The following is a 14,929-nucleotide window of genomic DNA, read 5'->3' on the forward strand; positions in this document are numbered from 1 at the left end:
GATGCCCATGATCGCTACGCCTCCCCTGCTGGCGCCATCAGCCCCGGCTCGCGGTCGGCGGGGGCGCCGAGCCGGGCGTCCGCCTCGCTTGCCGGGACGGTCTCCAGCGTGACCCCGCCGCCAGGCGCCGCCTCCACCAGTACGGCGTCGCCGTCGCCGACGAGCCCGCCCAGGATCTGCTCCGCGAGGGGGTTCGCGATCAGCCGCTGCAGCACGCGCTTGAGGGGCCGCGCGCCGAACGCCGCGTCGAAGCCCTCGGCCGCGAGCGCGTCCTTGGCCGCGTCCGTCAGCACCAGCCGTATGCCCTGCCGCTCGGCCAGCCGGCGCGTGTTCTCGAACAGGATCTCGACGATCTGCCGGATCTGCGCCCGACCGAGCGGCCGGAACACGACGGTCTCGTCGATCCGGTTCAAGAACTCGGGCCGCAGGCGCTGGCGGAGCAGTCCGAGCAGCTCCATGCGGACGGCGTCCATCTCGGCTTCGGACACGTCGCGGTCGGGGCCCAGCTTCTGGGTGATCAGCTCCGAGCCGAGGTTCGAGGTCATGATGATGATCGTGTTCGAGAAGTCGACCACGCGGCCCTTCGAGTCCGTCAGCCGCCCGTCGTCGAGCACCTGGAGGAGCACGTTGTAGACCTCCGGGTGCGCCTTTTCGAACTCGTCGAGCAGCACGACCGAGTACGGCCGGCGGCGGACCGCCTCGGTGAGTTGGCCACCCTCGTCGTAGCCGACGTAGCCGGGAGGCGCGCCGACGAGACGGGAGACGGTGTGGCGCTCCTGGTACTCCGACATGTCGATCCGCACGAGCGCGTGGTCGTCGTCGAAGAGCTGCTCGGCGAGCGCCTTCGCCAGCTCCGTCTTGCCGACGCCCGTCGTGCCCAGGAAGATGAACGAGCCGAGCGGCCGGTTGCCCTCCTGCAGGCCCGCGCGCGAGCGCCGGACGGCGTTCGCCACGGCCTCGACGGCCTCGGGCTGGCCCACGACGCGCTTCTCGATCTCGTCCTCGAGGTGGAGCAGCTTGGCGCGCTCGGTCTCGAGCATCTTGGAGACCGGGATGCCGGTCGCTCGCGAGATCACGTCCGCGATGTCCTCGGCGTCGACCTCCTCCTTGAGCATGGCCCCGTTCTGCTGGACCTCCGCCAGCCGCGCCGTCGCCGTGTCGATGGCCTCCTGTAGGCCGGGGATGTCGCCGTAGCGGATCTCGGCCACGCGCGCAAAGTCGCCGTGGCGCTCCAGGTCGGCCGCCTCCGTCTTGAGCCGGTCGATCTCGGCCTTAGACTCCTTGATGGTCGTCACCAGGTCGCGCTCCTGCTCCCAGCGCGCGCGCAGCCGGTCGCGCTCTTCTTCCAGGTTCGCGAGCTGCTCGGTGATGGCGGCCTCCTGGGCCTCGTCGCTCTCGCGCTTGACGGCCTCGCGCGCGATCTCCTGCTGGCGGATCTCGCGCTCGATCGAGTCGAGGGCTTCGGGCGTCGAGTCGATCTCGATGCGCAAGCGCGACGCGGCCTCGTCGACCAAGTCGATGGCCTTGTCGGGCAAAAAGCGGTTGGAGACGTAGCGGTCCGACAGCTCGGCGGCGGCCACGATCGCGCCGTCGGTGATGCGGACGCCGTGGTGCACCTCGTAGCGGTCCTTGATGCCGCGCAGGATGGCGATCGTGTCGGGCACGGACGGCTCGGCGACGAGGACCATCTGGAAGCGCCGCTCCAGCGCCTTGTCCTTTTCGAAGTACTTCTGGTACTCGTCGAGCGTCGTCGCGCCGATCGCGCGGAGCTCGCCGCGCGCGAGCGCCGGCTTCAGGATGTTGGCCGCGTCCATCGCGCCCTCCCCGCCGCCGGCGCCGACGAGCGTGTGGATCTCGTCGATGAACAGGATGATCTCGCCGTCCGCCTGGGCGACCTCCTTGACGACGGCCTTGAGGCGGTCCTCGAACTCACCCCGGTACTTGGCGCCAGCGATCAGCGCGCCCATGTCGAGCGCCATCACGGTCTTCGACGCCAGCCCCTCCGGCACGTCGCCCTCGACGATCCGGATCGCCAGCCCCTCGGCGATCGCTGTCTTGCCGACGCCCGGCTCGCCGACCAACACGGGGTTGTTCTTGGTGCGCCGGCTCAGGATCTGGAGCACGCGGCGGATCTCGTCGTCGCGCCCGATCACCGGGTCGATCTGGCCCTTACGGGCGGCCTCGTTGAGGTCACGCGCGTAGCGGTTGAGCGCGTCGTACTTGGACTCGGCGTACGGGTCCTGCACGCGCTGCCCGCCCCTCACCTGCTGCAGCACGCCGAGGAGCGTGTCCTTCGTCACGCCCTGGCTCTGGAGCGCGTTCGCCGTCGCGCCCCCGCCCTCGGCGAGCGCCAGCAAGAGGTGCTCGGAGGCGACGTACTCGTCGCCCAGCGCCTCGGCTTCCGCGAGCGCGCGGTCGAACGCCTTGTTGAGCTCGGTCCCGACGTACTGGCCAGAGACCGACGACCCGGTCACGGTCGGCAGCTTGTCGACGGCACGCGCGGCGAGCGCCGCGAGCGTGTCTTCGTTCGCGCCCAGACGCGAGAGCAGGGTGGGGACGAGCCCGCCCTCGTCCTGCAAAAACGCCTGCAACAGGTGCGGCGGCTCGATGCCCTGGTGGTTCTTGGACTGCGCGATCTCGCTGGCGCGCTGGACGGCCTCCTGGGCCTTGACGGTAAACTTCTGGAGGTTCATGGGTGGATTGCTGAATGGAGTCGGCGGGACGGCCCGCCATCGGTCGGTGTCGAACGCGGTGGAGCGAACGGCGTGCCGCAGCGGTGGGATCTGCCATGATGTCAGCCGTTATTGGGCGTGTTTCCACAAAGCCCCCTCGGCGCCCTGCAAAAGGGAGGCGGCTGGCGCCCGACCCCCGGGTGCCCGACCGGCCCCGGCTCCGCCCCGTAGTTGAGCCTGGCTCGGTCCCCGCCGATACCGGGTCGGCTCACCTGCTCGCCCGTGCCCGACCCGACCCCGATCGACCTCCGCGCGCACCGCGCCACGATCCTCCTCGGAGCCGTCGCGGTTCCGGCGTTCTGGGTGCTCGATCAGATGGCTGGGCTCGTCTACGACGACCCGCTCGAGTACCGCCTCGCGATCTCGGGCATCGCCGTGCTCGTGCTGGCGCTGACCTACGTCGACGACCGGGTGCGCCGCCACGTCCGGGTGGTGATGATCAGCGTCATCTACCTGATCGCGGCGTACTTCTCGTGGACGGCCGTCAAGAACGGACTCCCGGCGCCGTGGGCGGCCGGTCTGTGCCTGCTGCTGCTCGTCTCCGGCCTCGTTGTGGCCCTTTACGCGCCGACCTCACGTGCGGTGCTCGGGACCCTGACGGGCCTGGCCGCCGCGCTGCTCGTCCCTGTGGCTCTGACCCCGCCACCGGTGGGCGGGCTCCTCCTCCCGTTCGCCAACTTCGCCGCCGTCGTGGTCTTCGGCACGGCCGCCCTCTACGGGGCTGGCGTGACGCGGCTCCGAATGCTCGGCGCCGTTCAGGAGAGCCGCGACGCCCTCACCGCACAGCGCGACGCCGTCGCAGCCAACGAGCGGCTGCTGCGGACGGTCATCGACACCATTCCGGACCACATCTACGTCAAGGATCGCGAGGGCCGGGCCACCTTGCGAAACCTCGCCAGCGCCATCTCTCTCGGCTACGCCGACCCCGCCGCGTCCGTCGGGGACACCATCTTGGACGCCGACCTCCCGGCCGCGTACAGCCGCGCCATCGCCGCCGCAGACCTGCGCGTCGTCTGGACCGGCCGCGCCATCGAGAACCTCGAAGAGCAGACGCCCAACGGCGACTGGCTACTGACCACCAAGGTGCCGCTCCGGACCGAGGACGGCGACATCGTCGGGCTCGTCGGCGTCTCGCGCGACGTGTCGGACCAGAAGCGCGCTGCCGTCGCGCTCGTCGAGGCCAAGGAGGCGGCGGAGGCGGCGACCCGTGCGAAGTCGGAGTTCCTGGCCAACATGTCCCACGAGATCCGGACGCCGATGAACGGGGTCGTCGGGATGACGAGCCTGCTCCTGGAGACGCCGCTCGACCCGGAGCAGCGGGACTTCGTGGAGACCATCCGGACGTCGGGCGACGCGCTCCTGACGATCATCAACGACATCCTGGACTTCTCGAAGATCGAGGCCGGGATGCTCTCGCTCGAGGAGGCCCCGTTCGAGGTGGCCTCGACGGTCGAGGACGCGCTGGACCTGGTGGCCCAGGGGGCGGCCGAGAAGGGGGTGGAGCTGGCGTACGTGGTGGGGGACGGGGCCCCGCGGGCGGTCGTGGGCGACGTGACGCGGGTGCGGCAGGTGCTGGTGAACCTGCTCTCGAACGCGGTGAAGTTCACCGGGGAGGGGTCGGTGTGCGTGCGGGTCGACGGGGCCCCGCCGGACGCGGCGGTGGGGGGCGCGGCCGAGGTGACGTTCTCGGTGGAGGACACGGGGATCGGGATCGCGCCGGGGAAGCTGGAGGCCGTGTTCGAGAGCTTCTCGCAGGCGGACGCCTCGACGACGCGGGAGTACGGGGGGACCGGTCTGGGCCTGGCGATCTGCCGCCGGCTCGTCGGGATGATGGGGGGGGAGATGAGCGTGTCCAGCGTCGTCGGGGAGGGGTCCACGTTCGGGTTCTCCATCCCCGTCGTTGTCGCTCCAGAGCCGTCGCCGGCGCTTGCGCCGGCCCCCGTGCTCGCTGGTCGCCGCGTGCTCGTGGCCATCCCCGACGACGTCGTGCGGGCGACGACGCTCGACCTTGTCGCATCGTGGGGGCTGGAGCCGGTCGGCACCCCGTCCGGTGCCGAGGCCATCGCCGTCGCGGCCCGGGCGGCCGCTTGCGAGACGCCCTTCGACGGGATCGTGTTGGACATGCAGACGCCGGGGATGGAGGGGCACCAGGTCTCCGCCGTGCTGGGGTCGCTGCCGTCGTCGCCGCCGGTCGTGGGGCTCACGGGCGAGGCCCGGACCACGACGGTCCGCGCCCGAGCGACGGCAGCTGGCGTCGCGGTGCTGCTCGGCAAACCGCCCCGGCACCGCCAGCTCCACGACGCTCTCGTCCAAGCGCTTTCGGGGAGCGAGGCTCCCGCACCCCAGACGGCCTGGGTGGCCCGACCCTCCCCCGTGTCCCCGGCCGACGGCCCCGCCTTGCGGGTGCTCGTGGCGGAGGACAACTTGGTCAACCAGAAGGTGGCCACGCGCCTGCTCGAGCGGGTCGGGATCCGGGCCGACGTGGTCGCGAACGGCGTCGAGGCCGTCGAGGCCGTCACGCGCCAGGCGGCGCACGGGCAGGGCTACGACGTGGTGTTCATGGACGTCCAGATGCCGGAGATGGACGGGATGACGGCGACGCGGGCGATCCGGTCGCTGTCGCTGGCCTCGCAGCCGCACATCGTCGCGCTGACGGCGAACGCGATGGAGGGGGACCGCGAGGCGTGCCTGGAGGCGGGGGCCGACGACTACCTGTCGAAGCCGGTCCAGCTCGATGGCATCCGGGGGGCCGTCGAGCGCGCCGCCTTGTCCGCCGTCGGGGTGCCGGTCGTGGGATAGGACAGGAGCCCTGCCCCCTGGCGAGGGTCTCTCGGTGTCGCAACCGGCCGGAGGTCGCCCCGTAGCAGGCCGACACCTGCCCGCCGTCCCATGCTCCGCCTCACGTTCCTCGCTGCCCTCGCCATCGCCGCCCTCGCCGGCTGCTTCAACGTCGGCTGGAGCGGGTCCACGGTCGAGGGCTCCGGCGTGTCCGGTTCGCGCACGGTCGACGTGTCGGGCATCGACGGCGTGCGGCTGGCGGTCCCCGGCGTGCTCGTGGTGACGCCCGGCGCGGCCCCGCTCCGGATCGAGGGCGACGACAACGTCGTCGAGGCGCTCGTGGTGGACGTCGACGGCGGCGTGCTGACGCTCCGCGCCCCGCGCGGCGAGTCGTTCCAGACCGACCTCGACCTCCGTATGACCGTCGGCGCGGACCGGCTGGAGAGCCTTGACATCGCGGGCTCGGGGCGCATCGAGGCCGACGGCGTCCGCTCGGAGACCGTCGCCGTGTCGATCGGCGGGAGCGGCGACGTGTCGATGATGGGTCTGGAGGCCGCCTCTCTCGAGGTGTCGGTGGCCGGGTCGGGCGGCGTGGTCGTCGGCGGCACCGCCGAGCGCGTGTCGGTCGACATCGCGGGCTCGGGCGACGTGGACGCCGGGGCGCTCGCCGCCGCCGATGTCGAGGTCGCCGTGGCCGGGTCGGGCGACGTGACGGTCCGGGCCGCCAAGAGCCTCGACGTGTCCGTAATGGGCTCCGGCGACGTGCGGTACTACGGCTCGCCCGAGGTCTCCCAGTCGATCATGGGCTCCGGCGACGTCGTCCGCGCCGGCGACGGGCCCGGCAGACGCTAGTCCGCTGGAACGGAACGCAAGAGTGACGGGCAGGTCGGTTTAGACGCGTCCGGGGCAACCGATACCCGACGGGTCCCACCGCTCGGCCTGTGCCCCGTCTGTCCGCCCCTGCGCCCTCTGCCACCCTCCTCGCCTTCCGCTGGATGCTGGGCGTCGCAGCGATGGCCGTCCCGTTGTTCTGGTTCATCTACCAGGCCATCGACCCGACCTACTACGACCCGCTGGCGCTCCGGCTCGCCTATGCCTCGCTGATGGCGGGTTTGCTGGCGCTGACGTTCGTCAACCGGGCCGTCCGGCGGTCGGTCTGGACGCTCGCCCTGGTCGCCTCGTGCGGGCTGGTCATCTACTTCGCATGGCTCGGCGTGCGCAACGGGCTCGACAGCGCGTGGATCGTGGGCGTGCTGACGGCCGGCAGCGCGACCGTCTTGGCGATCACCCCGTACGCGCGTTCGATCCGCGGCGTGTGGGTGGCCGCGGTGTCGCTGACCGTGTCGCTGCTGGCGTCGCTCGCCGTGTCGGGGGCGCCGTTCGAGAGTGGCATGCTGGTGGGCGCCTGCTACGTGCTGCTGGCCTTCCTGGGGTCGGCCGCCGCCATGGCCCAGGTCCAGACCCGGCTCGCGCTGCGCGAGCAGCGCGACCAGCTCGACGCGCGGGGCCGCCTCCTGCGGACCGTCATCGACGCCATCCCCGAGCACGTCTACGTCAAGGACCGCGAGGGCCGGTGCCTGGTCCGCAACAAGTACAGCGCCGACTACCTCGGCTTGGACGACCCGTCGGAGGCCGTCGGGCTGACCGTTTTCGACACCTCCGAGGACCCCGAGGTCGCCGCCGACTACTGGGCCGAGGAGGACCGCGTGATGCGGACCGGCGAGGCCGAGATCGACTACGAGGAACCGTACGCCTTCGGCGGCGAGACCGGCTGGATCGTGACCTCGCGGATCCCGCTCCGCGACGACTCCGGCGCCGTTGTCGGGCTGGTCGGCGTGACGCGCGACGTAACGGAGCAGAAGCGGAGCCGCGCCGAGGTCGAGGCTCAGCGGCGCCTGCTCCAGACCGTCATCGACACCATCCCAGACCACATCTACGTCAAGGACGTCCAGGGCCGAGGCACGTTGCGCAACGTCGCCAGCGCGGCCTCGCTGGGGTTCGCGAACCCCGACGACGCCATCGGCACGACGGACGCCGAGGTCTGGCGCCAGCGGGCCAACGACGAGGCCACCGTCTCCGACATCGAGGGGTTCGGGCTGACCGCCTCCGCCGACGACCTCACCGTCATCCGGACGGGCCGAGCGCTCCGCGACAAGGAAGAGCGCGACGCCAGCGGCGGCTGGCTGCTCACCACCAAGGTGCCCCTCCGCGATCCCGACGGGACGGTCTCGGGCCTCGTGGGCGTCTCCCGCGACATCACGGCCCAGAAGGCCGTCCAAGCCGCGCTCCGCGACGCGCGCGACGCCGCCGAGGCCGCCCGCGCCGCCGCCGAGGCCCGCCGCCGCGAGCTCGAGCACGGCCAGCGCCTGCTCCGGACGGTCATCGACGCCATCCCCGACTGCATCACCGTCAAGGACCGCGAGGGCCGCTGCCTGACGCGCAACCTCGCCGACGCCCACATCATGGGCTACCAAACCGTCGAGGAGTCGGTGGGACTGACGCTGCTGGAGACGGGCGCGCCGCGCGAGCTCGCGGAGGCCGCCCACGCCGAGGACATGCGCGTGATGGATACCGACGAGGCGCTCGTCGCCGTCGAGGCCGAGCGGACGTTCGGCGAGGGCTGGAAGGAGTGCACCAAGGTGCCGCTCCACGACGACACGGGCGAGGTCGTCGGCCTCGTCTCCGTCATGCGCGACATCACCGAGCGCAAGGAGGCCGAGGTCGCCCTCGTCGAGGCCCACGCCGCCGCCGAGGCGGCGAAGGAGGCCGCCGAGGCGGCCAAGGAGGCGGCGGAGGCGGCGACCCGTGCGAAGTCGGAGTTCCTGGCCAACATGTCCCACGAGATCCGGACGCCGATGAACGGGGTCGTCGGGATGACGAGCCTGCTCCTGGAGACGCCGCTCGACCCGGAGCAGCGGGACTTCGTGGAGACCATCCGGACGTCGGGCGACGCGCTCCTGACGATCATCAACGACATCCTGGACTTCTCGAAGATCGAGGCCGGGATGCTCTCGCTCGAGGAGGCCCCGTTCGAGGTGGCCTCGACGGTCGAGGACGCGCTGGACCTGGTGGCCCAGGGGGCGGCCGAGAAGGGGGTGGAGCTGGCGTACGTGGTGGGGGACGGGGCCCCGCGGGCGGTCGTGGGCGACGTGACGCGGGTGCGGCAGGTGCTGGTGAACCTGCTCTCGAACGCGGTGAAGTTCACCGGGGAGGGGTCGGTGTGCGTGCGGGTCGACGGGGCCCCGCCGGACGCGGCGGTGGGGGGCGCGGCCGAGGTGACGTTCTCGGTGGAGGACACGGGGATCGGGATCGCGCCGGGGAAGCTGGAGGCCGTGTTCGAGAGCTTCTCGCAGGCGGACGCCTCGACGACGCGGGAGTACGGGGGGACCGGTCTGGGCCTGGCGATCTGCCGCCGGCTCGTCGGGATGATGGGGGGGGAGATGAGCGTGTCCAGCGTCGTCGGGGAGGGGTCCACGTTCGGGTTCTCCATCCCCACCACCGTCGCGGCCTCCAAGCGCCGCGTGTTCCTGCAGCGCGAGCAGCCGGCCCTGGAAGGCCGCCGCGTGCTCGTCGTCGACGACAACGAAGTGAACCGGGAGATCCTGACGCGCCTGTCGTCGCGCTGGCGGATGGCACCCGACGAGGTCCGCTCGGGCCCTGAGGCCATCGCGGCCGTCTCCCAGGCCAAGGCGGAGGGCCGCCCGTACGACCTGATCCTGCTCGACATGCAGATGCCGGGCATGGACGGCATCGAGGTCGCCCAGACCCTGGACATCCAGCCGGGCCAGCCGCCGGTGATGGTGATGCTGACATCGATCCATCGCGGGAGCGACCTCCGCGAGCGGGCCCGCGCGGCGGGCGTCCACGCGGTGCTCTACAAGCCGACCAAGCCCTCCCAACTCTACGACGTGTTGATCGGCGCCTTCGAAGACCGTCCCGCGCCAGCCGTCGCCGCGCCCACCGAGCCGACGGCCTGGGTCGCTCGGGGCGTGGTGAAGGCCGAGACGGCGCCCTCGGGCCCGACGCTGCGGGTGCTGCTGGCGGAGGACAACCTGGTCAACCAGAAGGTGGCCACGCGCCTGCTCGAGCGGGTCGGGATCCGGGCCGACGTGGTCGCGAACGGCGTCGAGGCCGTCGAGGCCGTCACGCGCCAGGCGGCGCACGGGCAGGGCTACGACGTGGTGTTCATGGACGTCCAGATGCCGGAGATGGACGGGATGACGGCGACGCGGGCGATCCGGTCGCTGTCGCTGGCCTCGCAGCCGCACATCGTCGCGCTGACGGCGAACGCGATGGAGGGGGACCGCGAGGCGTGCCTGGAGGCGGGGGCCGACGACTACCTGTCGAAGCCGGTCCAGCTCGATGGCATCCGGGGGGCCGTCGAGCGCGCGCGGCGCGCGTTGCGCTCCGTCCGGGCGTAGCGGTGGGCGTGCAGGGCTCGGCGGATCCCTGCGAGATGTGTGGGCCTATCTCCTGGCTGATGTACGGCCGGGTACCAGCGAGGATGAGCGTGACTGCAGGGGTGGTACGTCGCGTTGCAGGGGTGGTACGTCGCGTTGCAGAGGCGGAGAGCTCGGTTGCAGCGCGGGGAGCCGTGTTGGAGGGGAAGGGTGTGTAGGGGGCGTTGCACGCCAGCAGGCAGCCGGACGGCACCCTCGCCTTGGCTCTCTCCCGAGGCAGAGCTGAAACGTTCTAGCTCCGCCCTCTCCAGACGTCTCATCCTGCCTGAAGGGAAGGTGCAGCCAACACAGTGAAGGGTCACAACGCGGAGCCCACGCGGGAAGAGTCGGTCCTTATGACTTGTGAACTCGGCGCCTCGATCCCTCGCGTTCGCTCCAAAACTGCTTGGGAAGCCCATTCACCGCGTTTGAGTCATCCCCGAGAAGGCGGGGGTTCACCCGGCCGTGCTCCGACGCCGCCTCCGTAGCCCTGTGCGCGTCACCGGGCCTCTCCCGGGGAGGAGGGGCCCGCGCAGCATGTAGTGGCCCTGCTCACCCGAGGTGGAGGGGATGCTGCAGATGGGGCTCGCGCCAGCAGGCCGGCGTACGCTGGCGCACCGAACGTCCTCGCCTAGCGCGGGTCGTCAGGCTGGCGCACGTCTGTTGGCGCCACCAGCGCTCACGCCGACGGAGACCCTCAAGGGCCGCGTTCGAGAGAGAAAGGGGACGCCGCAGGGGGGCTCGCACCAGTCGGTAGGCTCGGGCCAGTGGGGGGCGCTCCACCCACGGCGTGGGGTATCACGAGGCTACGGCTGGGCGTTTGCCGACAGATGGGCGGACTCGCGAAGCGCTCAGGTAACAGGGGCGGTCGGCGCGAGCGGGTTGCGGACGAGCATCGTGGGCGCGTCGGTCGGGTGGCGCTCGGCCCGTTCGAGGGCGGCGGCAAGGTCGGCGCGGCGGAGGGGCTTGGGGAGGTAGGCGTCCAGGCCCGCGTCGAGAGCGCGCTCGGCGTCGCCGTCGAGCGAGTTGGCCGTCAGGGCGATGACGTAGGGCTGGTCGGCGTGGGCGAGGAGGTCGCGGATCTGGCCGGTCGCCGCGTGGCCGTCGAGGTGGGGCATCTGGATGTCCATCAACACGATGGCGTAGGGCTCGCCAAGGGCGGCGGCCGCGCAGGCCGCGTCGACGGCCTGGACGCCGTCGGCGGCCACGTCGGCGCGGTAGCCGAGGGCTTCGAGCGTCCGCAGGGCCACCTTCTGATTGACGAGGTTGTCCTCCACCAGCAGGATGCGTGTCGAGCGCTGCGGGACGGGGGCAGCCGGCGTGAGAGGGGCGGAGGGAGCGCCGGGCGCCTCGGCAGCCCGGGCCACGACTCGGCAGAGCTTGGCGCGGCGGGCGGGCTTGAGGAGTGCGGCGGCGACGGGGCCCCCGGCCTCGACCTCCGTGGAGTCGCCGAGCAGGACGACCGCCGGGGGCACCGTGAGGACGCGTTGCAGGGCCCACGCCGTTCCGACGCCGTCGATGCCCGGCAGGTGGGTGTCGAGAACGACGGCCGCGAAGGGCCGACCGGCCGCCTCCGCCAGGCGCGCGGCCTGGATCGCCGCTTCGCCGCTCACCGCGCGCACGACCCGGGCGCCGACGCTCTCGAGGTGCTGCGCAACCATCTGGCCGCTCGCGGCGTGGTCGTCCACCACGAGCACGTGCACGCCAGGGAGGGGCGTCGGGGTGGGGGCCGGGGCGTAGGCGGCGCCGACGCGGATGGAGAACGCGAACGTGGAACCGTGGCCGGGCGCGGGAGCGGGCGTGCTCTCGACCGCGATGTCGCCACCCATCAGCTCCACCAGACGGCGGCAGATCGCCAGGCCCAGCCCGGTCCCCCCGTACTCCCGCGTCGTCGACGCGTCGGCCTGGGTAAACGCCTCGAACAGGCGGCCGCGCTGGGCCTCGGTGATGCCGACTCCGGTGTCGCGGACCGCCACGCGGAGCCGCCAGCCGGGCCCGTCGGGCTCGGCCGACACGGAGACGCGCACGTCGCCGCGCGGGGTGAATTTGACGGCGTTGGACATCAGGTTGACCAACACTTGCCGCACCCGCGTGACGTCGCCCAGGACCGAGGTCGGCACGTCGTCGGCCAGCGCGTAGACGAGGTCGACCCGGTGCTCGCGGGCGATCGGGGCGACCAGATCGATGGCGTCCTCGATGACGTCGCGGACCCGGAACGGGACCTGCTCGAGGTCGACCTTGCCCGCCTCGACCTTCGAGAAGTCGAGGATGTCGTTGATGAGCGTCAGGAGCGTGGCACCCGAGACCTGAATGGTTTCGACGAAGTCGCGCTGGTCGTCGTTGAGCGGCGTGTCGAGCAGCAGGTCGGTCATGCCGATGACGCCGTTCATGGGCGTCCGGATCTCGTGGCTCATGGTGGCCAGGAACTCGGACTTGGCGCGGGCGGCCGCGAGCGCCTCCTCCCTCGCATCGGCCAGGTCGAGGTTGGTGGCCTCTACGCGCTCCTTCTCGCGCCGGAGTTCGGCCGTGCGGTGGTCGACGGCCTGACGCAGCTGGCGGCCCCGCAGGCGGAGCGTCCGGGTGCGCCAGCGGTACGCGCCGACGACCACGAGCGCGAGCGCCAGCGCCAGCAGGGCGAGCGCCCACGGCCGGCGCCACAGAGGCGGGACGACTTCGAACCGGAACGTCGCCTCGCCTGCCGACCACACGCCGTCGTCGGTCTGCGCGCGGACGCGGAACGTGTACTCTCCGGGCGCCAACTCCGGGAAGACGGCCGTGCGGCCCGATTGGAGGGGCCCCCACGGGGCTCGGTCGGCGTCGGCCCGGTCGATGGCGTACTGGTAGCGGAGCCCGCCCGGAGCCGCAAGCGTGAGCGCGGTGAAGGCGATGGCGAGGTGGCTCCGGTCGTACGGGAGGCGGAGGCCGACCGGCAGGCCGCGCGCGTTGACGCCGGCGGCCCGGTCCGCGAGCCGCTCGCCGATGCCCAGGCGGACGCCGGTGACGTAGACCGGCGGGGCGCTCGTGGGTGGCATGAGCGCCGGGTCGAAGCGCGTCAGGCCGTCCGGGGTCCCGATCCACAGGCGGCCGGCGGCGTCCCAGCGGAGCGCCTTGAAGTTGGCGCCGATGGGTGTGAACCCCTGTTCGGCGGTGTACGTCACCGACGGCAACGGCCGGCCCGGCGTCGGGTTCGAGACGTCGAAGCGGACGACGCCCCGGTTCGTGCCCACCCAGAGGCCCCCGTCGGGCCCAGCGGCGGCGGCGTAGACCGTCGCCCCGAGGAGCGAGCCGGTAAACGGGAAGCGGACGGGGGTGTCGGGGGCGTCGGGCGCGTAGTAGACCAGTTCGGCGTCGTAGAGCCCGCCCCAGACGGCCCCGGAGGGGAACGGGGCGACGGCGATCACGGAGTCGTCGGGGCGGCCCGTGGGGACGATCGTGAGCCGGTCGCCCTGCATCCGGACCAGCCCGCCGTCGGTCGCCAGCAGCGCACGCCCGGCGCGGTCGAAGGCGATCTCGTTGACGAAGGCGTTGGGGAGGCCGTCGGCTTGGGTGTACGACGCGATGGAGCCGTCGGGCGACAGGATCGACAGGCCGGCGTTCGTCGCCAGCCAGATCCGTCCGTCCGGCCCCTCGTCGACGTCGTAGACGTAGTCGGCGACGAGCCCGTCGGCCGTGGTGTAGAGGCGGCGGCGGCCGTCGGGGTACCGACGCAGGAGGCCGGCGTACGTCCCGACCCACACGTCGCCGCCCGACGTCCGTTCGATGACGTTGACGCGCGTGTCATCGGGGGCCGGGGACAGGGAGAGCGGGCGGAAGGCGCTGCCCGCCCGCTTGCGGAAGGCGCCCCGATTCGTGCCCACCCAAACTTCGCCGTCGATCTGGGCCGAGGCCCAGACGATAGGCTCGGTGAGGCCGTCGGCCGCGCCGAAGTGGGCGAACGCCTCGCCCATGAACAGCCCGACGCCCAGGCCGGTGAGCCCCATCCAGAGCTCGCCCTCGCGCCCGACGTGCAACGCGCGCACCTCGCGCGTGGGGAAGCCGTTGGCCTCGCCGTAGCGCGCGCCCAGCGGCGCGGTCGGGTCGGTGTCGGGGAGCCACCCGACGTCGCCCAGCGACGTCCCGATCCAGACACGCCCGGCCGGGTCGGCCGCCAGCGACCGGATCTCGCCCGCGAGCCCGTCGGACGGCCGGAGGGCGCGGGTCGTGGCCCGGCCGTCGACGACGCGCGCCAACTCGCGCGAGTTGGCGGCCCATAGCGCCCCGTCCGCCGCGACGGCGAGCGTGGTCGGCGGCTCGGACAGGCCTGTTGGGACCGTCCGGATGCGGCCGTCGCGGACGCGGGCCAGGCCCCCGGCCGTCGCCAGCCACACGGCGCCTTCGGCGACGGCGAGGTCGTGCAGGGTGTCGCTCGGGAGCCCTTGCGCCCGTCCGAAGGCCCGGGCCCGCTCGCCCTCGATGACGAGGGCGCCGTGGTGCTGGGTCGCGGCCCAGATGCGGGGCCCGTCGGCCGCGAGCCGATGCGTATAGCTCTGGAGGGCGGTCCCGGCGACGGTGCGGAACCGTCCCCGTTCGAAGACGGCGACGCCGTTCGCGGTCGCCGCCCACAGCCGACCCCGAGGGTCGATCTCGAGGTCGCTGACGTAGTTGCGAGGGAGCCCGTTCTGGGCCGTGTAGGTCACGAAATCGACGCCGTCGAACCGCGAGACGCCGCCCTGGGTGGCGAACCAGACGTAGCCCGCCGGGCCCTGAAGGATGTCGTTGACGCGCGTCTGCGGCAAGCCGTCGGCTAGACCGTACGTCCGGACGGAAAACTGCTGGGCGGCAACGGAGCCGGCCGTCGCGAGCAGGGCGGCGGCGAGGGCGAGACGGGCGAGGCGCATGGAGGAGGCGGGGCGTCCCCTTCGTATCGGTGAAGCGGCCCGAGAGTCAAGGGCCCTCCCGACGCGAGCGCTGACGCGGGCGCGGGGCGGGCGCGGGGCGGGC

At 72.4% G+C, this 14,929-nt stretch carries 5 protein-coding genes; 3 read left to right on the top strand and 2 right to left on the bottom strand.

Annotated features, from left to right (window positions below; genetic code table 11):
- Positions 1 to 14: 14 nt before the first annotated feature.
- Positions 15 to 2,693 carry an ATP-dependent chaperone ClpB gene (gene clpB, locus ACLII4_RS05285; RefSeq protein ID WP_412069852.1) on the bottom strand — a complete coding sequence of 893 codons (2,679 nt, stop codon included), beginning with the start codon at positions 2,691 to 2,693 and terminating at the stop codon, positions 15 to 17.
- Between the two features lie 261 nt (positions 2,694 to 2,954).
- Here clpB and ACLII4_RS05290 point away from each other — a divergent pair, with 261 nt between their 5' ends.
- The 3 genes from ACLII4_RS05290 to ACLII4_RS05300 all read left to right on the top strand — a co-directional run bounded on the left by ACLII4_RS05290 (position 2,955) and on the right by ACLII4_RS05300 (position 9,931).
- The gene (locus ACLII4_RS05290; RefSeq protein WP_412069853.1) at positions 2,955 to 5,531 is read left to right on the top strand and encodes a response regulator; all 2,577 of its coding nucleotides are present in this window, start codon (positions 2,955 to 2,957) and stop codon (positions 5,529 to 5,531) included.
- Positions 5,532 to 5,621: 90 nt separating this feature from the next.
- Complete coding sequence (locus ACLII4_RS05295) at positions 5,622 to 6,362, top strand: head GIN domain-containing protein (protein ID WP_412069854.1); 741 nt, start codon at positions 5,622 to 5,624, stop codon at positions 6,360 to 6,362.
- Positions 6,363 to 6,451: 89 nt separating this feature from the next.
- Positions 6,452 to 9,931: a response regulator gene (locus ACLII4_RS05300; RefSeq protein ID WP_412069855.1), complete on the top strand. Its 3,480-nt coding sequence runs from the start codon at positions 6,452 to 6,454 to the stop codon at positions 9,929 to 9,931.
- An 869-nt stretch (positions 9,932 to 10,800) separates the two neighbouring features.
- Here the strand turns inward: ACLII4_RS05300 and ACLII4_RS05305 are convergent.
- A complete protein-coding gene (locus ACLII4_RS05305; protein ID WP_412069856.1) occupies positions 10,801 to 14,826 on the bottom strand; it encodes an ATP-binding protein in 4,026 nt (1,341 codons plus the stop codon).
- Positions 14,827 to 14,929: the final 103 nt, after the last annotated feature.

This window comes from Rubrivirga aquatilis (assembly GCF_046845665.1).
Lineage (GTDB): Bacteria > Bacteroidota > Rhodothermia > Rhodothermales > Rubricoccaceae > Rubrivirga.